The 26359-nt window shown below is 41.1% G+C and carries 17 protein-coding genes and 1 pseudogene; 9 read left to right on the plus strand and 9 right to left on the minus strand.

All coding sequences use genetic code 11. The annotated features are described in order from the left end of the window. Positions 1 to 89: 89 nt before the first annotated feature. From DZC72_RS14340 to DZC72_RS14360, 5 genes and pseudogenes are all read right to left on the minus strand, one after another. The gene (locus DZC72_RS14340) at positions 90 to 572 is read right to left on the minus strand and encodes an ABC transporter ATPase (protein WP_125223589.1); all 483 of its coding nucleotides are present in this window, start codon (positions 570 to 572) and stop codon (positions 90 to 92) included. A gap of 33 nt (positions 573 to 605) precedes the next feature. Next, on the minus strand, positions 606 to 1397 hold the full coding sequence (locus DZC72_RS14345) for a (Fe-S)-binding protein (RefSeq protein WP_125223590.1): 792 nt from the start codon (positions 1395 to 1397) through the stop codon (positions 606 to 608). A 10-nt stretch (positions 1398 to 1407) separates the two neighbouring features. Next, on the minus strand, positions 1408 to 2733 hold the full coding sequence (locus DZC72_RS14350; RefSeq protein ID WP_125223591.1) for a (Fe-S)-binding protein: 1326 nt from the start codon (positions 2731 to 2733) through the stop codon (positions 1408 to 1410). Between the two features lie 5 nt (positions 2734 to 2738). Next, entirely contained in the window at positions 2739 to 3701 is a 963-nt protein-coding gene (locus tag DZC72_RS14355; protein WP_125223592.1) for an MlaD family protein, read from the minus strand. A gap of 55 nt (positions 3702 to 3756) precedes the next feature. Continuing rightward, a pseudogene (locus DZC72_RS14360) lies at positions 3757 to 5008 on the minus strand (N-acetylmuramoyl-L-alanine amidase family protein). 144 nt (positions 5009 to 5152) lie between these two features. On the opposite strand from DZC72_RS14360, the gene DZC72_RS14365 reads away from it, so the two are divergent. Together DZC72_RS14365 and DZC72_RS14370 are read left to right on the plus strand one after the other, a co-directional pair. Further along, entirely contained in the window at positions 5153 to 7882 is a 2730-nt protein-coding gene (locus DZC72_RS14365; RefSeq protein WP_125223593.1) for a putative LPS assembly protein LptD, read from the plus strand. A gap of 13 nt (positions 7883 to 7895) precedes the next feature. Continuing rightward, complete coding sequence (locus DZC72_RS14370) at positions 7896 to 8279, plus strand: RidA family protein (RefSeq protein WP_125223594.1); 384 nt, start codon at positions 7896 to 7898, stop codon at positions 8277 to 8279. 3 nt (positions 8280 to 8282) lie between these two features. On the opposite strand, the gene DZC72_RS14375 is transcribed toward DZC72_RS14370, so the two are convergent. The 4 genes from DZC72_RS14375 to DZC72_RS14390 form a co-directional block, all read right to left on the minus strand. Then, positions 8283 to 9134 carry an N-acetylglucosamine kinase gene (locus DZC72_RS14375; RefSeq protein ID WP_125223595.1) on the minus strand — a complete coding sequence of 284 codons (852 nt, stop codon included), beginning with the start codon at positions 9132 to 9134 and terminating at the stop codon, positions 8283 to 8285. An 82-nt stretch (positions 9135 to 9216) separates the two neighbouring features. Then, positions 9217 to 10218, minus strand: coding sequence for a type I glyceraldehyde-3-phosphate dehydrogenase (gene gap, locus DZC72_RS14380; RefSeq protein ID WP_125223596.1), 1002 nt, complete (start codon positions 10216 to 10218; stop codon positions 9217 to 9219). Between the two features lie 27 nt (positions 10219 to 10245). Then, on the minus strand, positions 10246 to 11232 hold the full coding sequence (gene pfkA, locus DZC72_RS14385; RefSeq protein WP_125223597.1) for a 6-phosphofructokinase: 987 nt from the start codon (positions 11230 to 11232) through the stop codon (positions 10246 to 10248). A 175-nt stretch (positions 11233 to 11407) separates the two neighbouring features. Continuing rightward, on the minus strand, positions 11408 to 15817 hold the full coding sequence (locus DZC72_RS14390) for a translocation/assembly module TamB domain-containing protein (protein WP_243641752.1): 4410 nt from the start codon (positions 15815 to 15817) through the stop codon (positions 11408 to 11410). 69 nt (positions 15818 to 15886) lie between these two features. On the opposite strand from DZC72_RS14390, the gene tsaD reads away from it, so the two are divergent. The 7 genes from tsaD to DZC72_RS14425 all read left to right on the plus strand — a co-directional run bounded on the left by tsaD (position 15887) and on the right by DZC72_RS14425 (position 26282). Next, positions 15887 to 16954 carry a tRNA (adenosine(37)-N6)-threonylcarbamoyltransferase complex transferase subunit TsaD gene (gene tsaD, locus DZC72_RS14395; protein WP_394340654.1) on the plus strand — a complete coding sequence of 356 codons (1068 nt, stop codon included), beginning with the start codon at positions 15887 to 15889 and terminating at the stop codon, positions 16952 to 16954. A 2-nt stretch (positions 16955 to 16956) separates the two neighbouring features. After that, positions 16957 to 17664: a 16S rRNA (uracil(1498)-N(3))-methyltransferase gene (locus DZC72_RS14400; protein WP_125223599.1), complete on the plus strand. Its 708-nt coding sequence runs from the start codon at positions 16957 to 16959 to the stop codon at positions 17662 to 17664. Positions 17665 to 17826: 162 nt separating this feature from the next. After that, positions 17827 to 18474: a DUF4159 domain-containing protein gene (locus tag DZC72_RS14405; protein WP_125223600.1), complete on the plus strand. Its 648-nt coding sequence runs from the start codon at positions 17827 to 17829 to the stop codon at positions 18472 to 18474. Between the two features lie 2 nt (positions 18475 to 18476). Next, positions 18477 to 19577, plus strand: coding sequence for an AI-2E family transporter (locus tag DZC72_RS14410; protein WP_125223601.1), 1101 nt, complete (start codon positions 18477 to 18479; stop codon positions 19575 to 19577). Positions 19578 to 19583: 6 nt separating this feature from the next. After that, the gene (locus tag DZC72_RS14415) at positions 19584 to 20777 is read left to right on the plus strand and encodes a THUMP-like domain-containing protein (protein WP_125223602.1); all 1194 of its coding nucleotides are present in this window, start codon (positions 19584 to 19586) and stop codon (positions 20775 to 20777) included. A gap of 377 nt (positions 20778 to 21154) precedes the next feature. Continuing rightward, positions 21155 to 24460 (plus strand): SusC/RagA family TonB-linked outer membrane protein, encoded by a 3306-nt coding sequence (locus tag DZC72_RS14420; protein WP_125223603.1) that lies wholly within the window; start codon positions 21155 to 21157, stop codon positions 24458 to 24460. Between the two features lie 67 nt (positions 24461 to 24527). Continuing rightward, entirely contained in the window at positions 24528 to 26282 is a 1755-nt protein-coding gene (locus DZC72_RS14425) for a RagB/SusD family nutrient uptake outer membrane protein (RefSeq protein ID WP_125223604.1), read from the plus strand. Positions 26283 to 26359: the final 77 nt, after the last annotated feature.

Below are 26359 nucleotides of genomic sequence, written 5' to 3' on the forward strand. Positions count from 1 at the left end.
TGCTGTATGGAGATAACATAAAACCATGAAATTTATTGCATTTCATCGATAAAACCTAATAAAATTAGATGTTCACACGCCATGGAGTCTCAAACAAAACGCGCATGCCAACTTTCTGAGGCAGGTACTTCCCAGTGTTCCAGATATTCGCCCTTGGTTGCAACAAGGTTGTTGAAAACAATGGTATTCTTGGAAATAGATTTTTGTTTGGCCATTGCTTTAAAGTCCAACAAGGTCTTATAGGCTATATATTCGCCTTGCTTGAACGTAACGTTCATCTTGTCCAACAGTTCCACATTGTATTTTTTTTCCAATTGCTGTATGAAATGAACCGAAGCATCAATGGAACAGCCTGTGGCCGACTGACCGCTTTGGTCCAGGGAAATTACCAAGAATCTGTTATATTTTATTTCAAACCCGGCTTTCAAGTCCTTTCCATGTGCGGTCCAATTTTCTAGAAATAGATTGAGGTCCTTTTTTATTTCAAGCAACTCCTGTTCGGAAAAACTTCTGTTCGCCTGATAAATCCAAACTCTGGAATCATCTGGTAGTGTATTAAAATCTGCTAACATGCATGTTGCTTTTATACCGTTAAAATCTCTTCGTTATAAATCTTCAGCTGCGGCTATAAGTTCTGCAATGTCCATGACCTTGATGTCTGCTTCCCTTTCCTTATGTTTTACACCGTCTGTCATCATGGTATTACAGAAAGGACATCCGGCCGCAATAATATCCGGAGTAGTTTCTAGAGCTTGTTCCGTACGCTCTATATTCACATCTTTATTTCCCTTTTCAGGCTCCTTGAACATTTGGGCACCACCTGCACCACAGCACAACCCTCTTTGCTTGCAGCTTTTCATTTCTACCAGCTCCGCGTCCAATTTCCTGATCAACTCCCTGGGCGCCTCGTAAACGCCATTGGCCCTGCCCAGATAACATGGGTCGTGAAAAGTGATTCGCTTGCCTTTAAAGGTTCCTCCTTCCATGGCAATACGTCCCTCCTTCAACAACTCCTTTAAAAACTGTGTATGGTGTACCACTTCATAACTACCGCCAAGACCGGGATATTCATTCTTTATGGTATTGAAGCAATGTGGACACGCGGTAACGATTTTCTGAATTTCATAGGCATTGAGCACTTCGATGTTAGTAACCGCCTGCATCTGGAACAAAAATTCGTTTCCTGCCCTTTTGGCGGGGTCACCAGTACAACTTTCTTCAGTTCCCAAGACGGCAAAGGATATTTTTGCCTTGTTCAAAATCTTCACAAAGGCCTTGGTAATCCTTTTGGCCCTATCGTCAAAACTACCTGCACAGCCCACCCAAAAAAGTACTTCGGGTTTTTCACCGGCAGCAAACATTTCTGCCATTGTAGGAACTTTAATTGTGTCAGTCATTTTTAGTTCTTTATGATTCCTTGCTCCAATTTAACCTGTCCATTTGATTGAATGGCCAAGGAGCCCCATTGTTCTCAATATTACCCATCATGTTGTTTAGATCTGAGGGCGCAGCGGATTGCTCCATCACCAAATACTGCCTCATATCCATGATAATGGACAAAGGGTCTATACTTACCGGACAAGCCTCAACGCAGGCGTTGCAGGACGTACAGGCCCACAACTCTTCGCGGGTAATATAATCGTCCAACAATTGTTTACCGTCCTCTTTGAATTCTCCCTTATTGGCATCCAGAATTTTTCCTACTTCCTCCAATCGGTCACGGGTATCCATCATGATTTTCCTAGGAGACAATTTTTTTCCGGTCTGATTGGCAGGGCATTCACTCGTGCATCGTCCACATTCTGTACAGGTGTAAGCATTCAGCAACTGCACCCAACTTAAATCCATAACATCGGATGCCCCAAATTTGGAAGGCACATCCCCTGCATCGTCGGGCGCAGCAAATGGGTCTACATTAGGGTTCATCATTAATTTAACCTCTCTGGTTACAGCCTCCAAATTATTGAACTTTCCTTTAGGACCCAATTTCCCATAAAACGTATTTGGAAACGCCAAAAGAATGTGCAGATGCTTCGAAAAATATAGATAATTTAAAAAGAAGAGGATACCTACTATATGCAACCACCAAGCCGTTCGCTCCAAAAATATCAAACTAGGAATATCCATTCCGATGAACCAATTTGATATATACTGGCTCACTGGAAAACTACCTGCCTGAAGATAATGTTCCGCTCCCAACTGTTGCAAACGGAAATCTGCCGCATTCATTGTCAGGAACAAAAACATCAAAACTAGTTCAATGTACAGGATAAGGTTTCCATCCTTTTTAGGCCAACCCTTCATTTCAGGCTTTAGGAAACGCTGAAGCTTGATTATATTTCTTCGCACCCAAAAAGCTACAACCGATATAATCACCAAGAACGCCAGAATCTCAAAGGATGCTATCAAAAAATCATAAACAGGGCCTAAACCGGAAAATACCCTATGCGTCCCAAAGATTCCGTCAATCACAATTTCCAATACTTCTATATTGATGATGACAAAACCAACATAGACAATCACATGAAGTAATCCTGCCACAGGACGCACTACCATTTTGGATTGACCAAAAGCAATCCGGAGCATGTTACGCCATCGTGTGGGTCTATCATCCGAGACGTCCGTATCCTTTCCCAATAATATGTTCCGCCTAAGTTTTCCAACGTTTTTGGCGAAATAACCGGTTCCTATAAGAAGAACCACTACAAAAAGGATATTGGGTAAATACTGCATTCGATTTATTCTATTTTAGCGGCAGGGTCATCTTCTGGAACTTCATATTCCTTCTGTTTTTTACCGAAAACGGACACATTTACATATCGTTTTGGATTCAGTCTAAAATCCTGGAGCAACAAATCCAACTCCTTTGAAGCATCGGTTAAATTGGTATACAACTCCTTGTCGTTCATCAACTTGCCTAATGTGCCATCACCCTTATCAATTTTAGAGATGACCTTGTCCAAATTGGACATTGTAGTTTCCAAACTAGCAAATGTCCTTCCCAGACCAGCGTTGTTCAAGGTATCCGAAAGCATGGCAAAATTATAGGTTAGGGTTTCAAAATTGGTAAGGGAACTATCCAGTTTTTTTTCGTTGTTGGCCAAAATATCGTTCAATACCTTGGCACTGCCATTGAGGCTGGCCATAAGCTCGCTAAGCCCATTTATAGCGGTCTGCAAATCCTTTTTGGTTTTGGTATCCAGAACCTCGTTCACGCTAATCAGAACAGAATCCGCATCCGAAACTGCCGATTCAAATTTCCTGAACAAGGGTGTAAGTTTTTCCTGGGCAAGTTCCGTTAGGCCCGGTCTTGTTTCAGTAGCAAGGGTATCGCCTGATTTTACGGTTTCCGCTCCATCGAAAACCGGGGTAATCTGTAGGCCCTTTCCCCCAATTATTCCCGTGTCATATAATTCAACGGTACTGTTTTTGGAGAATTTAAAATCACTGCTTACCGTAAATGTGACGACCAAATTGCCTTGGGCGTCCTTAAATTTTATGTCGTTTACCTTTCCCACTCCAAATCCGTTGATAGAAACGGCGGTACCTGCTTGAAGGCCCCCTACATCTGGATAAACGGCATACAAGGTTTTACTGTTATCAAAAAGAGGTGTTGATTTTAAATAGCTAAACCCCAATATGAACAGGAGTATTCCTCCAATCACAATAATTCCGGTCTTAATTTCCCTGGATAGTTTCAAGCAATCAATTTTATGTTTCTAACAAAATTAGGAATAAATAGCATACCAAAGGATTTTATTGGGATTCCTCTTCCACCTCCTTGGGTATCGAAACTCTTTCCCCCTTTCTATAAGCAACAATATACGCTGAAGAATAACCGGACCTAGCAGCCTTTGACTGAAGCATTTTTGCCTCTCTATAGGATTGGGTAGCCCCATACATATATCGGTATAGACTATTGTAAGGTTCCTTCGTGATTTGGGGCAGCCCTTTGAAATTTTCCGGTGTCAAAGCCAAATCCTTACTACTTGCCATTAACTGGACTTTATAGATAATGGCATTTTCATCCATCGTTTCCCCAACCTTCTCTTTTAGTTCGGGTACGGCCAATTCCTCCTTTTTACGCTCAACCGTTTCCGGTATATTAGCTTCTTTAATTTCCGATGTTTTCTCCTTAGGAACAATAACCGCAGCGACCGCAGTACCTTCGTCTTTTATTTGTATTTCAGGTGCTTCACTGCTCGTTACTTGGGTAGTTTGGGACCCTCCCTGCACATCGGCCTTGTATTTTAGAATAGCGTCCGCGATGGCCGTTCCCATTTCGGATTGCCCTTTTTTGGAATTCAAATAGGCACCTTCTTCCTTGTTGGTGAGAAAACCTGTTTCCACCAACACACTCGGCATAAAGGTTTGGTGGAGCACAATAAAACCGGCTTGTTTTACCTTTCTATCGACCCTTTTTAACCTCCCCGACATGTTATCCTGAATATTTTTTGCCAAGGCGATACTTTGGTCCAAAAATTCTTCCTGCATAATGGTAAGTCCAATAACCGATTCAGGAGAATTGATATCATAATCCGCATAACGGATTTCGTAGTTATCCTCTAAGTAAATTACGGAGTTTTCCTTTTTTGCAATTTCAAAATTCTGCTTGTTCGCATGTAGCCCCAAAACAAACGTTCCAGCTCCATGGGCATCGGAGGAATGCGAGTCACAATGCACCGAAACAAAAAGATCGGCATTGGCCTTGTTGGCAATTTCCCCTCTTACAAATAAATCCACGAACGTATCGTCCTTTCTAGTATAAATTACCTTAATGTCCTTGTTTGCAGAAAGAAGTTCACCCACTTTAAGCACAATATTAAGGGCAATGTTCTTTTCAAGATATCCGTTGCCCAAATTCCCTGGATCATGCCCCCCCATGACCGGCGTCCAACACTACAACAAATGGGTCAACGGTAGACTTCTTCCCATCCTCTAAGGGAACTGCCTGCAAAGGCAGAAAAAACAATGAAAAAAAGAAGGCGATTAGTGAGTTGATTTTCATATTCTAATTAGGTTCCTCTAGCTCTCTATATGGTTAAATTTATGGTAACACCCTATAAAGAGAATAAAAAATATATGTAAGTTTGGCATCTGAATCTCATGGCTTCTAGATTGACAAACCTTTACAAAAATAGGATATATAGCCTTGCAATCAAATAAACAGAACGTACTTTTCCTATTCCTACTTTTTGTTGGTGTATTTTTCGTAACAGCACAAGAGGGCAAGGTAGTCCCCCTGGAGATTAAGGCAGAAAGAGATTCCATTGTAGCACCCCTTCTCCCCAAACCAATCGTTAACGATACCATTTTGAGGGATTCCTTGCAACGAGATTCCCTGAATAAAAAACCTCCTGTTTTATTGGACAACATAACCTACAAGGCCAAGGACTATGTTAAATTAAGCCAGCGGGAGAACAAAATCTACTTGTACAATGAGGCTGAAATCCATTACCAGGATACCGAATTGAAGGCCGGTATCATCATTATGGATTATGTCAAAAACGAAGTATATGCTGGCAGGATAAAGGATTCCGTGGGCAATTACACCCAACTTCCCTATTTTAAACAGGGTTCCAATGTGGTAATACCGGATTCGATCCGTTTTAATTTCGATACGCAAAAAGCCATTATTTGGAATTCCAGGACCGAACAACAGGCAGCAGCAGGCCAACTGGGGAGCGACGCCATGAAGGTCTATGCGGAAATCACAAAAAAGGAGAACGACTCCGTCTATTTTCTCAGCGAGGCAAAAATAACGACTGCCGAAGATACCATTAACCCAGATTATTACATTAGGGTGCGAAAGGCAAAGTTCGTACCAAAGAAAAAGGTGATTGCGGGGTTTAGCAACCTTTACATAGCCGATGTTCCCACGCCCATCGCCATGCCTTTCGCGTATTTTCCATTATCCGTAGGAAGTGCGCCAGGAGTCTTAATGCCCACTTTTGGAAACGATCCTGACAGGGGTTACTTTTTACAGGATTTTGGATACTACGCTCCGTTGGGAGATTACGCCAATGTGGAGTTTTCGGGGGATTTTTACACGAACGGAAGTTGGGGCTTTAGAACTGCTTCCATATACACTAAACGCTATAAATACAGGGGAAACGTCAATTTTAGATACGAAAACCTGGTGACAAGTCAAAAGGGCTTTAGCGATTATAGTCTATCAAAAAACTGGAATTTACAATTTTCCCATTCCCAAGATCAAAAGGCGAGCCCCAATTCCAGGTTTTCAGCATCCGTCAATTTGGGGAGTAGCGAGTATTATAGAAATTCATTACAGCAACGCAATTTGCCCAACACGCAAAACAATACACTTTCCTCTTCCATATCCTATTCCAAAACGTTTCCCGCATACCCCTCTGTAAACCTAAGTGTAACCGCAACGCACTCCCAATTAACCTCACCAACGGCTACGACGACCAACAGGGACAATATTAACATGACCTTACCAACCTTTCAAGCAAGCATGGAGCGTATTTTTCCATTCGCCAAAAGGGATGGCATTAAAAAAGGGGCTATACAGAATATCAACTTCCAATACGACGTAAATGCACAGAATAGGCTCACAACGAATGATGAGGACTTTTTAACCGGAAGCATGTTCGATAACGCCAGAATTGGGGCAAGGCACCGCATTCCCATCAGTACCAATTTTAAAATTGCCAAATACTTTAGCGTTACTATGGGAGGGAATTATGAGGATGTATGGACGATGGAAACCTATGAAAGAAGCTTTGATCCGGAAACGGAACGTGTGGTTGTGGATAGCGTAGCCGGGTTTGACCGTTACAATCAGTATAACTTAAATGCAAGTATAGGCACTACGCTGTACGGTACGTTCAATTTTGGCGAGGACAAAAAGATACAGGCCATTAGACACGTGCTTAGGCCAACGATAAGTTATGGTTATGCCCCTTCATTTGAACAATTCTATGATGAATATGAGGAAGGAATCAACGGTGAAGGCCGTGTGGTGCAATATAGTAGGTTTGACGGGACCCTGAACGGCGCGCCACGGTTAGGGCGCTCCAACAGCCTAAGTCTTGCTTTAAATAATGTACTGGAGGCAAAGATCAGGGACAAGGATTCCACAAAAACGGAACCAAAAAAAATACCCTTATTGAGCAATTTTAATATATCAACGGCCTACAATTTAGAGGCCGATTCCCTGCGCCTGAGCCCCTTGAATATAAATGGGGGAACCAATATCCTGAACAACAAAATGTCCATTAACTTCGCTGCCGGTCTAGACCCCTATGCTATTGACAATAATGGAAGGCGAATCGATACATGGAACATCGATAATGGAGGAAGTCTATTTCGATTGACACGTGCCAACATGAACGTTTCCTATTCCATAGACAGCAAGATGTTCCAAAAGAAGAAAGAAGAAGAGGAGGAAGAGGAAGAGGATCCTTTTGATTATGTTGCCCAGAGTGGGGGTAGAACGGACGATCTTTTTGGTCGGGCCGATAGCTTTAGGGACAATCCTAGGGAAGACAGGGAAAAGGGGGATGTGGAGAACCCTGTTTATGGGACCAAAATACCCTGGAATTTTAGGTTGGCCTATTCTGCAACCTATCTAAACAGTGCAAGACAAAACGAGTTTAGCGCGCATTCGTTAATGTTTTCTGGAGACATAGAACTATCGCCGCGATGGAAAGTGGGCGGATCTTCTGGTTATGATTTTAAGAACAAAGGTTTTACCTTGACCCAATTACGATTTCAGAGGGACTTAAAAAGCTTTTCTATGCGATTCAATTGGACTCCTTTTGGGGAATATAGGAGATGGTACTTTTTTATAGGTATCGATGCCTCCATTTTGAGTGACCTCAAATGGGAAAATAGAAGTCAGCCTTTTAGAAATTAAAAAAACATACTTTATGAAAAAAATAATAAATACCACAAAGGCTCCAGCGCCAATAGGACCTTATAACCAAGCTATTTTAATTGGGGATACCCTTTATATTTCCGGACAGATTCCCTTAAATCCAGAAACAGGTGAATTGGTTACGGGGGACATCAAAAAAGAGACCCAACAATCCATGGAAAATCTAAAGGCCATTCTGCAAGAAGCTGGAATGACCTTTGAAAATGTTGTAAAATCGGCTATTTTCTTGAGCGATATGAACCAATTCGCCCACGTTAACGAAGTATACGGTTCTTATTTTAATCCAGATACCGCGCCTGCAAGGGAAACCGTGGAAGTAGCCAATCTACCGAAATTTGTAAACGTAGAAATCTCAATGATCGCCGTACAGTTCTAATAGTTACATATTCTCCCTGTGAAATACGACCAGGCCTTCGATGGGCTTTTGGCGAATCACCCCAACAATCAAATCATTGCGCTGTAGCACGGTTGTAAGTTCATCCCTAAGAAAATAAGCTATACTGCCCACAAAATTAATGGGAACTTTGGTGGCCAAATCGAACTGCATGATGTAATTGTTGATGAATTGCTGGAAGCCTTTATCTATAACGCCCTTGGAATACGGATGATTCTTATTTTCTATCAAAAACCTGGCGAAGGTTGCCAAATACGTATTAGGATTAGGTTGTTTGTATAAATTATCCTTGATCACATCTGCATCTAAATTGTATTGGCTGGCAAATTTATTCGCAAGATCTTTGGGAATCTTATTGAAATAATAGTCACGTATCAATTTTCTTCCAAAGAAATTCCCGCTGCCGTCATCCATGGGAATATATCCCAAAGAGGTTACTTTCTGATGTAATTTTTCTCCGTCGTAATAACTGCAGTTGGAACCTGTACCTAAAATGCATACAATTCCCTGTTGCCCAACCTTGGTTGTGGCAAATATGGCTGCATAGGTATCTTCCTTGACATCGGCTACGGCATTTGGAAAAAAATCCTTGAAAATGTCCTTGAGAAAATTTTTCATTCGGTCCGTACCGCATCCGGCACCATAAAAAAACAATTGGCTAACTTTTTCCCTATTCTTGGAAAGCTCAAAGTTATTCGCCAACCTATCCTCGATGACATCCTTGGTCAAAACTTCCGGACTCAACCCTAGGGTCTGGGTCAAAAAGAGCTGATCACCATTTTCATCCAATGCGATCCAATCAGATTTGGTCGCTCCACTATCCACTATTAAAATCATGCCTTGCTGTTTAAAAAATAATCCTGAAAATAAGGAAAAAATACCTCATTCACAGGATTATCATTATAAATCTAATTGCCTATTATAGGCTGTTAACGTGTTGCATCAAATCTACCATTTTGTTGGAGAAGCCTGATTCGTTATCGTACCAAGAAACCAACTTAAAGAATTTGGAATTTAATTCTATGCCAGCATCGGCATCAAATACACTGGTGTTCGTTTCACCAATAAAATCCTGGGAAACCACAGCCTCTTCCGTGTAGCCCAAAACGCCGTTCAACTCGCCTTCGGAAGCCGCTTTGAACGCTTTCTTGATTTCTTCATACGAAGTTTCCTTTTCCAATCGTACTGTCAAATCCACTACGGAAACATCCGCAGTTGGAACCCTAAAGGCCATACCTGTAAGTTTACCTTCTAGTGCGGGAATCACTTTGGTAACGGCTTTTGCCGCCCCGGTAGAGGCCGGAATAATATTCAACATGGCACTTCTGCCACCTCTCCAATCCTTTCTGGAAGGACCATCAACCGTCATTTGTGTAGCCGTTGTGGCATGAACGGTGGTCATCAAAGCTTCCTCGATACCAAAGGCATCGTTCAAAACTTTGGCCATGGGCGCAAGGCAGTTCGTAGTACAAGATGCATTTGAAACAATGGTATCAGATGCCTTTAGTTCTTTATGGTTTACACCCATTACAAACATTGGGGCATCCTTGGAAGGAGCAGAAATAACTACCTTCTTGGCACCACCATCTATGTGATATTGAGCCGTTTCCAACGTTGTAAAAATACCGGTACACTCCGCTACGATTGTGGCTCCCACTTCATCCCATTTGCAGTTTTTAGGATCTCTTTCCGCGGTAATCCTGACCGTCTTACCATTCACGATCAAGTTCCCATCCTTCACATCTACAGTACCATCAAACCTTCCATGTACGGAATCATATTTTAATAGGTAAGCCAAGTGCTCCACGTCCAATAAATCGTTTATCGCGACTACATCTACATCGCCTCTTTTTACGGTAGTTCTAAACACCAATCTACCTATTCTACCAAAGCCGTTAATTCCTATTTTCAAATTTGACATTTTCTATTGTTTTTATCGATTATATTTTTAAGTTGTCATTATTTCTGAGACACGGATAAGTTCCTTGTCTATTTTAGTATGCCCTTTGATCGCTTTATTAATGGGCGTAAGGGTTATTTTATTATCCTGTACGCCAACCATAAGACTGGTCTTTCCCTCCAGCAGGGATTCCACGGCCTTTACACCCATTCTACTGGCCAATACGCGGTCGTAACAAGAGGGTGCGCCTCCACGTTGCATATGCCCCAATACGGATACCCTCACATCATATATAGGAAGATGTTTTTCAACATACTCTTTGAGCTCAAACACATTTTTACCCGTTTTGTCACCTTCGGCCACAATAACGATACTTGAAGATTTCCCCGACTCCTTACTTCTCTTTAAAGATTCCAACAAGCGATCCAAACCTAGGTTTTCCTCTGGAATCAAAATCTCCTCGGCACCTGCGCCAACACCCGCATTTAAGGCGATATGTCCAACATCCCTGCCCATAACTTCCACGAAGAACAAACGGTTGTGGGAACTGGCCGTATCCCTTATCTTATCAATGCAATCGACCACTGTATTCAATGCAGTATCGAAACCAAGGGTAAAACTTGTTCCAAAAATATCGTTGTCTATGGTTCCTGGGATTCCCATAATAGGGAAGTTGAATTCCTTATTGAAAATCATTGCGCCGGTAAAACTACCATCACCACCAATTACGACGAAAGCGTCAATACCTGCGGCGACCAATTGGTCATGGGCCTTTTTCCTGCCTTCTGGAGTTCTAAATTCCGTACATCTGGCAGATTTCAATATAGTACCGCCCTTGTTGATAATATTGTTAACGCTTCTGGCATCCATAGGCTTAAAATCCCCTTCTATCATTCCTTGATAACCCCTATAGATTCCAACACAATCAACCTTCATGTACGCGCAAGTTCTTACAACCGAACGTATGGCCGCATTCATTCCGGGAGAATCACCCCCAGAAGTTAGCACTGCTATTTTTTTTATGTTTGAAGACATCCGAAAAATTAAGCCAACGAAATTAGTAAAACTTCTTTCAATTATGAAATGTGTGATCAATGACTTTGACCATAAAACCCTGAAATAGCATAATGATGTTACATTTTAACCAAAAAATGACCTAAACCTGTATTTAATTAACATTGGACTATGAATCCGAAATCAAAAAAAGAATTTAGAAGGATTTTGGTTTTGCATAAAAGTTGAGCAAACTATCCTTTCCCATTACAGAAATAGGCGGTTCTTGGGGCTCAATGATCTTGACTCCTGGGGGATTCTGCTTTGTATCCTTATTGAGTATTTTCCTGAACAGTTCCTTAAAGCTATCAAAGTCGACTTCATAGGATAACCCGGCGCCCTGAGTAGAACCTTGTTGATCGGGTAGGAAGGCCTGGATTTCACTTTGCCTGCTGAAGAATTTTGCACTCAGACTTCCTTCCTCGTTCAACAGCAATTGAATTTCAAAATCCCCTGCAACCAAGGTTTCACTGGTTCCACCCACTGGAACCCCTACTTTACCGTTGAACAATACCCGATCTGATATTTGCGTAGAGACCGTTACGCCTATTCTATCGTCCGTTTCCAATTGGGCCCCTTGATACCCTTGTTCGTAGGACAAACCAAAGTTCAACTTGTCATTTCCGCCGCCCAAAAGTGAATTCAATATACCCGATGCGCTTTGTACCAAGTTGCCCGTAATGGCCTGTTGGTTGATTCCACTCTGGTCGTTGACAAAATTTCCTTGGGCCAAAAGGAATATGGCATTTTTCTCGGCCACCGTTGGATCCTGTAAGGCATACTCCAGTTCAGATTTAACAATGGAGTTCGTGCCCGGAAAATCTATACCGAATTCAATATCTGGATTTTGAAGTTCACCGGTCAACTGAATGATCACATCCGTTGGTATTCTTTGGGTATATCCCTGATTTTCCAACAGGGGTGCAGGGTTTGCGGTTAGTGAATACACCGCTTCCATATTCAACTGGGCCTCTAAGGGTTTTTGATTCCAGTTTATCTGGCCCCCAGGCTCCACGACAAATGTCTTATCTATTATGCCGCCAAATTTGTACCTGAACTGCCCGGTCACCACCACAAAATCACCATACATTTCAAATTTGCCATTCGTGTTTATCTGTATCAGAAGAATACCTTCCCCGGTACCTTTTAGGGAACTTCCTGTTTTGGTATCCGTCACTATTTCCACCTCGGCTTCTGGGGTAACATCCAAATTGAATTCCAATTCCAGTCCTTGGTAATCCTTTAATTGCCGTTGTTCGTCGATGGAATTGACCTTATCCTTTTCCACAAAATTGATAAAGGAGTAGTCCCCTACACTCGCAACATCGCTTAAAGGTATTTTCAAGGAAGTTCCCCTGGCCGTTTCTCCATCAACGGTTATGTTCAACGCCGTTGTTGGCCCATAAATTCTTCCCGTACCATTAAGATAGCCAGTTCCATAATATAGATCACCTTCCTTAAACTCCGTATTTAAGATCAAGAATCTATTATTATTGGTGTCCACGTTGAAATTTAATACCCAATTGTCAAAATAACTATGGGTGATGGTGCCGTCCAAATTGGCCCGTGTACCCATGGCAACATCAGAAAGTGCAATATTCTCAAAATCAAAAGTCTGGTTTTCCAACCGTACCCTTGACCTTGGGGCAAAGGCATAGTCAACATTTAAATACGGTATGGCGATGCCAGCATTTTCCAAGGTCACTAATCCGTTGAAGTTTGGATTGTCTACGGGTCCAGTCACGTTGACCCTCCCCTCTAGATTACCCCGAATATGGTCAATTACGCCCTCGCCCAAGGGATTGAATGGATTTAGTGGGAATTTATTGAAATTTGCTACCAAGTTGGCCGTAGGCATTTCGTCCTTATTCTCGATTTTGCCCACAACACCAAACTTCTCGACACCATTGTCGGACAGTTGTGAATTTACCTGAAACTCCGTTAAATCCCTATTCCCCACGATACTTATGGCCAAATCCCCCATAGGCATTTCATTGATGGCAAATCGATCTATGTTCAAATTGGAAGAAGGTAGGTATATGCCATCCTTTTGTAGTATGTTCAGGTTCCCGTTAACCTCCCCTTGCAACTTCAGGCTGTCTATTACCGGTGTAATTTTGTTTAGGGATACAATTTTAAATTGAAGCTGAAGGTCCTTATAGGTAGAGTCTGCCAATTGTCCCCGCAACCTAATCTGCTCCTCTTCATCGTTGTTCATGACGATTTCCTCAATCGAAATACTGTCAAGTGCCCTATTTAGAATCACCTTGTTTTTGGTATTCCCGTCCTTGTTCAAAATCCATTTGTTCCCCTTAAAACTGACATCCGAGGTTTTTAGACCTATAACCGACTTGTTGTTCGCATTGAACGTATGATAGAAGTTAAGGTTGTAGCTGTCGTTATATTCACTACCTCCCTTAAATTCCGACCTAAAAAATAGGGTATCCTTCAAGGTGGTATTGATAAGATTGAAATCCTTGACATCGTAGTAGGGCGTCTTTAAGTCGCCCACGGAAACATAGGTGTTGAACAAGGGGTTCTTATTGTCTATCTGCACCTCTATATTATCGGCCTCGTTACCAAAGGCCACAATACTGGGCGATTCAAAGTTCAGTTTAAAATCACCTTCGTCCGATACTATTTTACCGCGGATAAACGTATTGGGGTCAAACCTCACTTCTGGAAAGAACACATCCACAATCTTATTGTATATCTTAAAATTGAAGCTCAGGTTCTGTCCGCCGGAAATCTTAAAGGGCCTATAATTGGTGTAAATACTACCAATTGAATTCTGCACCAATTTGCCCAATTCCCTAACGCGGAAGTTTCCTTTCATAAAACCCGTGATAATGTCCGGGGAATTGATGTCGATTACGCGTACAGAATCGCTTTCAAAGGAAGAGGTAACGGTAAAATCCTCAAAGTAGTAGGTATCGTTCTTGTTCTGAAAATTGGTCTTGGTAAAATTTACGTCACCAACGATGTTGTCCAGAGTATTGCCACGGATGTTCATACTTACATCGCCCTTGAAAATGGAAACACTGTCATTTATAAAATTCAGTCGTTTTAAATCCGCGTAATCTACGGAAGCCTTAAAATTGAAATTGTTGCTTTCCTCTCCAAAATCGGCCAGACCCTTAAAATTGAACTTTAAGTTTTCATCATTGCTCGTCAAAGAACCATCGAACAATTGTTCCTTTAAGATACCGGACACTTTAATATCCTGATAATTATAATTATTGAACTCAATTGAATAGATCTGCCCAATGACCTCGGTATTCAATTTTTCCGTAACGAATCCCTGTCCTTCCACATTAAAGTCCAAATTGGTTTTTCCAAAGCTTTTGCTATTTACAAATTCACCCAAATCAAAATCGATCAAGGAAATGAACCCGCTGTAAGTGGCATTGTCGATATTGTTGAAATTGGTCAAAAGAATATCAGAATAACTACTACCAACCGCGGTATTTAGATTCACTTTTGCATCAATGGAAGAATCCGTAACGAGCGCATCTCCCCGGATCGTGAACTGTCCTAACTTACTGAAGGTTGATGGTAACGAATTACCTATCAAATTGGGCAAAAGGGCATTCAATTGGTAGTAGCTACTGGTTACATTTCGCATGTGCGCATCCAGTATAAAGGATTCCTGTTTATTAAAGAGGTGTTTAAAATTGAAATCCCCCCTTATCCCCGTATTATCGGAAACCAGAAAAAGATTATTAATGTTTATATCGTTCAGGACACCGTTTAAACTAGCGGTAAGGGTCGCTGTTTTTCCTTGTCCAAATTCGTTATAAACCAAATTGATTTCATCAAATGAAACCGTTGATTCCTCAAAATCGGCCACTACATTTACCTTATTTAAGAAATCCTTAAAATCCTCCCTATTGTAGTTGAAGACGATGGTTCCATCAAGATTGGAAAGCGGCGTCTTGATTTTAAGGGAATCAAATCGCATTTGTTCCTTGGTATATTTAAACTCCGTTTTTAAGTTTTCGACAAGGATTCCCCTTTTGCTCAAAAAGGACATTTTATCGATACCTGCGGTTACTTCCGGCCCAAGAATTTGAAAGTCGTTCGCCTCTATGTTCAAATTCTTAAAATGCAAAGCTTCTTCGTTCTCCAAGTTTTCATCAATGTATTGAAACCTACTGTTTTCTATATCCACAAAAGACGAAGAGAAAAAGAAAGGCGGCGTTCCAGGAGACCTGGGCTTGCCATCATCCAGTTTGTCCACAAAGACATTTATATTGGTCTCTTGCTCACCAAAATAGGTTTTAAGTTTAAAATGCAGTTCGTCAATTTCAATGTCTCCAAACTCCAACCGTCCCTTTGCCAAATTGCCTATACTGACTATGGAAGTTTTCAATTCGTTGATATAAAACAATGTATCCCGCCTATAATCCTCCACATAAATACCATTAAGAGAAGTATCCCAGGATATTAAGGAGACCCGTAATCTATCTACATTGATATTGGTACCAAACTCCTTGTTTATTGAGTCCGTCGCATACTTGGCAAGTGTGGTCTGAACAATAGGCAATGAGAGTACAATAGTCCCCAAAACACAGGTCAACAATAGAACCAAAAGTGTTCTAACCAGTATTTTTCTAAGTTTTTTGATAGGGCTATTATGTTTTACCTTTGTATTTCAATTTTTATTCCAAACCCGTTGCAAAACGAAACAATTTATATTCTGGCCATTGAATCCTCCTGTGACGACACTTCCGTAGCGGTACTAAAAAACGATACCATGCTCAGCAATGTGGTCGCTTCCCAAAAAATTCACGAGGAATATGGCGGGGTCGTACCGGAACTGGCTTCCCGTGCCCATCAACAAAATATTGTCCCGATCACCAGCCTAGCCCTAGCTAAAGCAAATATCGATAAAAATCAATTATCAGCCATAGCATTTACACGCGGACCTGGTCTTTTAGGTTCGCTGTTGGTTGGCACATCCTTTGCAAAATCACTATCCCTGGCCCTAGGGATTCCTTTAATAGAAGTAAATCACATGCAGGCACATATATTGGCACATTTTATCAGGGCAGAAAATATGAAACCCCCTTCGTTTCCCTTCCTTGCCCTTACCATTAGTGGCGGGCATACCCAAATTGTAAAAGTGACCAACTATTTTGATATGGAGATCTTGGGACAAACCTTGGACGATGCCGTTGGGGAGGCATTCGACAAGAGTGCCAAAATACTTGGACTCCCCTACCCTGGTGGACCACTGATAGATAAATATGCCGTAAGCGGAAATCCATATGCCTTTGAATTCCCAATACCCAAGGTTAAAGACCTAGACTTTAGTTTTAGCGGCCTCAAGACGAGTATCCTCTATTTCATTCAAAAACAAACGACACAAAATGAAAACTTTATAGAGGAGAATCTGGAGGACTTGTGTTCGTCCATTCAATATACCATTATCACTATTCTTATGGGAAAACTTAAAAAGGCCGTCAAAAAAACCGGAATTAAAAGAATTGCCATTGGTGGCGGGGTCTCCGCAAACTCAGGAATTAGGAAGGCCTTAAAAGATGCCGAAAAAGCATTGGGTTGGACCACCTACGTGCCCAATTTTGAATTTTGTACCGATAATGCAGGTATGATCGGAATAGTGGGATATTATAAATACAAATCCGGTCAATTTGCTGGTCAGGAAACTTCCGCCAAAGCCCGATACCACTTAACCTCCTAAACATGCAACTATTCTATAACCCCCATTTGGACGAAACTTCATCCCAATTTTCTTTTGATACCGAAGAAAGTAAACATATGGTACGTGTTCTAAGAAAAAAAGTGAACGATGAAGTCTTGATTACGAACGGTAGAGGATTGATGCTCAGTGCCAAAATTACCGATAGCAATCCAAAAAAATGTGCCGTTGAGATTACCGGCGTAAAAAAAGTACATCTAAAAAATCATTGGCTCCACATGATAGTCGCACCTACCAAAATGAACGATAGGTTCGAATGGTTCCTGGAAAAGGCTACGGAAATAGGTGTAAACGAAATCACCCCTGTCCTATGTGAACATTCGGAACGGAAAACAATAAAATTGGACCGTTATACCAAGGTAATACAGTCCGCCATGAAACAATCGATGCAAGCCTATTTGCCCAAATTGAACGACTTGGCCAATTTCGACGAGATTATTGAAATACCTAGGGAAGGCGGTCTATTTATCGCCCATTGCGATGATTCTGAAAAATATGAATTAAAAAGGCGCGTAATCCCGGACAAACCCATTACAATATTGATTGGTCCGGAAGGTGATTTTTCCACTAGGGAAATTAAAGCGGCAAAAGAACAGGGATACCTTCCAGTCTCCATGGGGAGAAATAGGTTACGTACGGAAACCGCTGCAATTGTGGCCTGTACCACAGTGGCCATGATCAATAATGGTTAATTATTGCAAGGCCACATTTTCATATGTTTATTTTTATTGTTTTCATGCTCCACATATAACCTTTGATGATTAAATCCATTACGCTGTGTGTTCAAGGATTATTATAATCATGTCGGTTTCATTTGTACTTAATGCTTATTTTTGAAAGATAGGTTTAGTCCCATGCAAAAAATACTAGTCACTTTATTACTGTTAATCTGTTTTGGTTTATCGACCAAAGCTCAGGAGATTGCCATTTTGAAATATCAAGGTGGTGGGGATTGGTACGCGAATCCAACGGCCCTGCCCAATTTGATAGCTTTTTGCAATTCAACTATTGGGACCAGGCTAAATTCCAAACCTGAAACCGTGGAAGTGGGAAGCAACTCCATTTTTCAATATCCCTTTTTACATATGACCGGCCATGGAAATGTGGTTTTTTCTTCGGAAGAAAAAGAAAACTTGAGGGATTATCTCCTTTCCGGTGGATTTTTACATATTGACGATAACTACGGAATGCGGGAATATATCATTGGCCAAATCGAGGAATTATTCCCAAATAGCGACTTGGAGGAAATAGGTCTGGACCATCCTATTTTTTCACAGGAGTTCAAATTTCCACAAGGCTTGCCCAAAATACACGAGCATGATGGCAAAAGACCGCAGGCAATGGGAATATTTGAAAACAATAGACTAGTTTTATTATTGACTTTGGAATCTGATCTTGGGGATGGTTGGGAAGATCCGGCCGTACACAACGACCCGGAAGAAATAAGAAAAAAGGCCCTGCAAATGGGCGCGAATATTGTGTCCTACGTATTTAAAAATTGACCATGACTTCTAAGACAATTGCCAACGGGATAATACGGGCAGTGGGAATAATCACGGGAATACTTCTCCTGCTCTATTTTTTTTATATGATACGTTCCGTTTTGGCCTATCTGGCTGCAGCCGCTGTTATAGCCTTGATCGGAAGACCCGTTGTACTCTTTTTAAGACGAAGGTTGAATTTCCCCAACACGTTGGCCGTCATTCTTACCATGATTCTCATGGTAGGGATTTTAGCGGGTATCTTGGCTCTATTCATACCATTGATTACGGAACAGAGCAAAAACCTATCTCTACTCAATATAGACGAACTCCAGAAAAGCATCAATACCCTTTATCTAAAAACGACCCAATATTTTGGCCTTTCCACAAATGTAGTGGAAGATGTACTTCAGGATTCGGAAATTGAGAGAAATATCATCCAAGGCTTGGATATAGGATTTGTGCCAAATTTCTTGAATTCCCTATTAGACATCCTCAGTTCTGCGAGCATAGGCTTGTTCTCCGTACTTTTTATTTCCTTTTTCTTCCTTAAGGATAGTAAGCTTTTTCAAAATGGCCTGCTCATATTTGTTCCGAAAACCAAGGAAACTGGTACCGTAAACTCCATCGATAAAATCAACAACTTGCTTTCAAGATACTTCGTGGGGCTTCTCTTGCAAATATTTATCCTCTTTGTCATCTATACAATAGTACTTTTAATTGTAGGTATCGAGAATGCAATTGTTATCGCCTTTTTGTGCGCCCTCTTCAATATCATACCATATATAGGACCCCTGATCGGTGGGGCCCTGATGATAACCCTAACCATGACCAGTAACTTGGGAGCCGATTTTAGCGAGGTAATCCTTCCAAAAACGGGCTATGTGCTAATCGGACTGGCAATTGGTCAGTTGGTGGATAATTTCTTCTCACAGCCTTTCATTTTTTCCAATAGTGTAAAGTCGCACCCTTTAGAAATTTTTTTGGTAATCATCATTGCTGGACTATTGTTCGGGGTTGTTGGCATGATCGTTGCCGTACCCGGCTATACGGCCATTAAGGTTATCCTTAAAGAGTTTTTGGCCGAAAACAAGATTGTCAAATCCCTTACCGAAAACCTTTAGCACCATTTGAACTTAAACTTACTAAATCCAGAGGTACAGGAATTTATCGACCATAATTTGAATACGGATGTGCACTCCGTCCTTTTGGGAAAGAATTTATTCCCAGGTATTGAAAATAGGGAACTGGTCGAACAACTTGAGTCCAAAAAAAAATCCCAAAAGAAATTGCCAACTTGGTTTGGGACCGAAAACATTTACTATGCAAACAAGCTGAATATTTCCCAAACATCCTCTGAGGCTACCGCAAGATATAAGGCCGATTTAGTTTCGGGAGATACACTTACGGACCTTACCGGGGGATTTGGGGTTGACTCCTATTACTTTTCAAAAAAGATCAAACTTGTTTTTCATATCGAAAAGAACAAGGAGCTATCAGAAATCGCCGAACATAATTTAAGGAAGCTTGGCATCACAAATGTTTCTTGTTTTTCGAAGGATGGTATTGAATTTCTGGAAACCCTTCAAGATACAACCGATTGGCTCTTTCTTGATCCTTCTAGGAGGGACAGTAACAATAAGAAGGTTTACTTTCTTCAAGACTGTGAACCGGATGTAACCCGGTGGATGCATCTTTTTTTTTCCAGATCCAATAATATCCTAATTAAGACTGGGCCGTTACTGGATATAACCTTGGGCCTCCAGCAATTACAAAATGTATATAGGGTTCATATCTTAAGTGTTGAAAATGAGGTGAAGGAGATTCTTTGGGAACTAAAAAGAAATCATAAGGAAGAACCTATGATAAAAGCGATCAATTTGAATGGGAATACCAGGGAAAGTTTTGAATTTTTTAGCGAGAAAGAAAAAACTACTTTCCCTGAATATTCTGAACCACTTTCCTTTTTATACGAGCCCAATGCCGCCATCATGAAATCTGGAGCCTTCAATTTGGTAGGCAAGAGGTATGGATTAAAAAAACTACAGGAGCACTCCCATTTATATACTTCGGGTGATTTGGTTCCATTCCCCGGAAGAACCTTTGAGATATCAAAAGTGTTTCCATACAATAAAAAGTCCATAAAGCGGCTTGGCTTTCAAAAGGCCAATATTACTACAAGAAATTTTCCGGAAACCGTGGCCCAAATTCGAAAGAAAACAAAACTTAAGGATGGTGGCGAGCACTTCCTTTTTTTTACCAATAATCACAACAATGATTTAATCATGATTTTAGCATGTCAAATAGGTAAAACGAAGCGCTAAAAATCCAGTAAAAAAATCCACCTTCTTTATCAAAACAATCCCAAACTATAACGTTTGAAACCTGCGAAAAGGTTCGATTATTGACACAGCAAGAGACAATAATGTTAAAATTCGTAAATTACCAATTTGATAATTTTCCACACCCTAAAATTTCTTTGAAGGCAATAAAGACGGACAATTATAGGATATACCTAATATTTTAAGAAAATTTTTGATACTTATTTTCAAAAAATAATGAATTGTCCATTATTTATATTTCATAATATTTTGTTATCATTACGCTGAATTTGGTTTTTTTTAACAGTTTCCGGCACGTACGGAAACCCTTTAAAAACCAGCTCAAGGAGATTAATTTAAACTAACAAACAACAAGGATTATGAATCAAAAACATGATTTCAAATCGGTTAAATCCAAAAGAGGTCTTTCCTTTTTTAAATCCGGGATTTTATCGATGGTCATTTGTTTAGGAGTGCAACTGGCTTCTGCAAATGCGACAACTGCCAACTACAAGATTGTGTTGGACGAAACTTTACAGTCCACTGTTACCGGTACGGTAACGGATGAAACCGGAACCCCACTACCAGGTGCCAACGTAGTGGAAAAAGGTACTACCAATGGTACCCAAACTGATTTCGACGGAAACTTTACCCTAAACGTCGAATCTGGAGCTACACTAGTATTTAGCTATATTGGTTTTCAAAGACAGGAGGTTGCCGTTAACGGCCGCTCCTCAATCAATGTTACACTTCTGGAAGATGCTGCTGCATTGGATGAAGTTATTGTAACGGGTTATTCTACTGAAACAAAAAGGGAAACAACTGCTGCTGTTTCTGTTGTCGCGGCCGAAGACCTAGCAGCGATACCGTCTGGTAATGTTGAGCAGCAATTGGCTGGTAGGGTTGCCGGTGTAACAGTAATAAGTAATGGCCAACCAGGAACAACTTCCCAAGTAAGGGTTAGGGGTTTTAACGCCTTTGGCGGGAACGAGCCTTTGTATATTGTAGATGGTGTACCTACCCAAAGTGTTGACTTTTTAAACCCTGATGACATTGCAAGTGCCCAAATTTTTAAGGACGCTGCAGGTGCTTCCATTTATGGTGCTAGGGCTGCAAACGGGGTTATTGTATATACCACAAAACAAGGTAGCCGGTCTGATCGTAAATCAAGAATATCACTGAATATTCAAAGTGGTGTACTTGATCCAAATGTATCCGGCGCTCCTCAAAACTTAAATCCGCAGGAAATGGCGGAATACACCCATTTGGCCTATGAAAATAATGCGAGGGCAAATGGTACGGCACCACAATACACGCATCCACAGTATGGTACAAATCCTACACCAAGATTCCCCGACTATCTGCATGCAGATGGTCAAAATGGTGTTTTTGAATCGGATATCGATTTGGCACAAATCAGAGCCAATTACGAAGCAGACCCAGATAACGTATTTTTGATTAGACCTAACTTACAAGGCACAAATTGGTACAAGGAATTGACCAGAGTGGCACCTTTAAGTAGAGTTACCTTAGGTTTTGATGGAGGGAACGAAAACAGTCGTTTTTATATGGGTATTGGTGCACAAAATCAGGCAGGTGTACTTTTGAACAATGATTTCACAAGATATAGTGCAAGAATTAATTCAGAATGGGATATAGCACCATGGTTATCTATAGGTGAGAATTTCCAAGTTACCTATCGATCCGTTGTCGGAGGCTTTGGGGGTAATGGAGGTATTAATGGCGCTACAGAAGAATCAGTAATCTTATCTGCATATCGTATGCCTACCATCATTCCTGTGAGAGATGAATTTGGCAGTTTTGCCAGTACAAGGGCTACTGGTTTCAATAACCCAAGAAACCCCGTACGTCAGCAAACACTAAATGCAGGCGATGATAAGTCATATAATATTGGTGGTTTTGGAAATATTTATTTATTGTTAAAACCATTGGAAGGCCTTACACTTAGAAGTAGCCTAGGTGGCACCTACAATAATAATTATTTTGTTAATTATGGCTTCCGTTATTTGGGAGATTCAGAACCAGAGGCCAGTAATACCTTCTCAGAAGGTAGTGGCTATAATTTCCAATGGACTTTCACAAATACTGCTACATATGAAAAATTATTTGGAAAGCATAGAGTTAAACTATTAGGTGGTATAGAAGCATTGAATAACGGAAGAGGTAGATTTATTTCTGGATCAGGTATCAACCCTTTTTCTACAGATTTGGACTTTCAAAACTTAAGTGTAGTACAAAGTCCTGTAGTTAACAGTACTTTGTTCAACGGAGTAAATTTCTTCTCTACTTTTGGCAAATTGGATTATAGTTTCAATGAAAAATATATAATTTCCGGTACCATAAGAAGAGACGGAGCTTCCCGTTTTGGTGGAAATAATCGTTACGGTACTTTCCCTGCAGTTTCAGCAGCATGGAGGGTAATCGATGAGCCATTTATGCAAAATCAAAATATCTTTAGTGATTTGAAGTTCAGAGGAGGTTGGGGCCAGATGGGCAACTCAAACAACGTTGATCCTAACAACCAATACTCCCTGTTTGCATCTAATAGAGGAAATACATGGTATCCTATTCAAGGACAGAACAGTGGTGCGGACGAAGGTTTTGCTCAAAGTAGGATTGGAAACCCAGATGCAAAATGGGAAACTACAACAACCTTTAACGTAGGATTTGATGCCAGTTTCTTTAACAACAAATTAGATTTAATATTTGAATACTGGGAAAAGGATACCGATGACTTATTATATCAATTGCCATTAGCTGGAGTTACTGGAAATTTTGCTTCTGCACCTTCCGTAAACATTGCAAGTATGGCCAACTCAGGTATTGAAATTGATATAACCGGTAGAGGTAGCTTTACTGAGGACCTGACCTTCATGGTAAATGTTAACGGTAGCTTTTTAAATAATGAAATTACCGCCTTGGCTCCTGGACTTGAGTTCTTTGACGGACCTGGTTTTAGAGGTATTTTCCCAATTAGAAACGCAGTGGGCCAATCAATTTCCTCATTCTTCGGTTACGAAGTGATAGGCTATTTTAATAGTGAGGAAGAAGTTGCCAACTCACCAGCCCAGGACGGAAAGGGATTGGGCCGTTTTCGTTATGCGGATATAAACGGAGATGGTGCAATCACACCAGATGATAGAACTTTTATTGGAAGTGCCGTGCCAGATTTTACCGGTGGTGCAACTTTAAACCTTAGATACAAAAACGTATCATTGGAATCATTCTGGAGCGCGACATTTGGTAACGAAATCTTCAACCAATCCAAATGGTTCACAGATTTCTTTGGAACGTTTGAAGGTTCTGCAAAAGGACAGGCCGCTAAGCGCTCTTGGACTCCAGAATTAGGTAATAATGCCGCTGCTCCAATTTGGGAAAGTGCTACCAACCTAAGTACAAGTGGAGCCGCAAATTCTTGGTATATAGAGGACGGTAGTTATGTAAGGCTACAACGTCTCGCCTTATCCTATGATTTTACCGACTTAACTGAGAGATTAGGTTTATCCAGATTTAGATTAGGTGTTTCTGCCAACAACTTATGGACAATTACAAATTATAGTGGCTTAGATCCTGCAGTGGGTGGTCCTGACACAAACTTTGGTATCGATGTAGGTAACTATCCTGTTACTCCTCAATATTTGTTTACCCTTGAAATGGGATTATAAAAGCCAAGGTGATAAAAATGTGATAGTTATGTATAAAATATATTATATCTTTAAATAAAAATAAACTATGAAAACTATGATTAACTTAAAAAAGACAGTCGTTGCTTCGATGTCCTTCCTAATGATAGGGGTATCGTGTAACGATGAATTCTTGGAAGTACTTCCTACCGGCTCCTTAGCGGATGCACAGGTGGGCACGAAGGACGGAATTGAGGGTCTACTTATCGGTACGTATGCCGCCCTCAACGGAGTGTTTGGAAACCGCTTTGAAGGACCCAACCACTGGGTTACCGGCTCGATAATGGGCGGTGAGGCCAACAAAGGTACAGATGCTGGGGATTACTCCACCATCAACCCAATTCAAAGATATGAGGCCGACCCTACCATTGGAGATTTTAATAATTTGTGGAATGGTCGTTTTGAGGGTGTTAGTAGGGCCAACAAGGTTTTAGCTGCCCTGGCAGTGGCCACTGATGTATCAGCCGCTGATGCCGCACGCATTGCGGGAGAAGCGCGTTTATTAAGAGGACATTTCTACTTTGATTTGAAAAAGCACTTCAACAGTATTCCTCTCTTTGATGAAACCGTGCTCCCTGCCGATTTATCAAGTATTCCCAACACACCGGATGTATGGGGATTCATTGAGGCAGATTTTCAATTCGCTTATGATAACCTTCCTGCTGTAAATGGTGCCGGCAGGGTAAACAAATGGGCCGCTGGAGCCTACTTGGCAAAGGCCTACCTGTATCAGCAAAAATTTGGTCCGGCAAGAGATCTATTCACTACAGTCATAGAACAAGGTGTAACGTCAAACGGATTGCCCTATGAACTTTTGGATGACTATGCCCAAATTTACAATGCTGAAAATGACAACCATGCTGAGGCCGTAATGGATGTGGAATCTGCCAATAATACTGGTAGCACAGCAAATGCCAATTACTTTGATGATTTGAACTACCCTTATAATACTGGACCTGATGGACCTGGTAACTGTTGTGGATTCTTCCAACCCAGTATGGAACTGGCCAATTCCTTTAGAACGGGTGCGGATGGGTTACCCTTATTGGATGGCTCTTATAATGACCCAGCTAATGAAGTGGACAATATCTACAGACATGTCTTCACAAATGATAATGATGAATCGACCTTCGTAGAAGATCCAGACCCATTAGATCCAAGAATTGACCATTCCATTGGTAGAAAAGGCATTCCATATTTGGATTGGATCGAGCATCCAGGATCTGCTTGGATTCGTAGCTTCCCATACGCTGGTCCGTATTCTCCTAAGAAATATATTTATTACAGAAGTCAAGAAAACAGCTTTACGGATGGTAGCTCTTGGACCAGAGGCTATGCGACTATGAACTATACCATTATTCGTTTTGCGGATGTGCTATTAATGGCCGCTGAAGCAGAAGTGGAAGCCGGATCATTGGACAAGGCATTGGAGTATGTAAACAGAGTGAGAGCTAGAGCTGCCAACTCTGAATTTTGGGTACAGGAATACGATGGTAGTGGTCCAGCGGCCAATTATGTGATATCTGAATATACTTCCTTCCCAAATCAGGATTTCGCAAGAAGGGCCGTCCGTTTCGAACGTAAATTGGAGCTTTCGGGTGAAGGACACCGTTTCTTCGATTTGGTTCGTTGGGGCGTAGCCGCAGCCGAATTGAACGCTTATTTGGACTACGAATCCCAATATTTGGTGACCAAGTTTGGCGGTGCTAGTTTTACCGCTGGTAAAAATGAGTATTATCCAATACCTCAGCAACAAATTGACATTCAAGGTTCGGATGTATTATCCCAGAATCCTGGTTATTAATTAATCAACCTAATATTTATTAGAAAGGGGCATGTTAACATGCCCTTTTTTATTACCCAAATATTAATAATGTTTAA

It is taken from the genome of Maribacter algicola (assembly GCF_003933245.1).
Taxonomy (GTDB): domain Bacteria; phylum Bacteroidota; class Bacteroidia; order Flavobacteriales; family Flavobacteriaceae; genus Maribacter; species Maribacter algicola.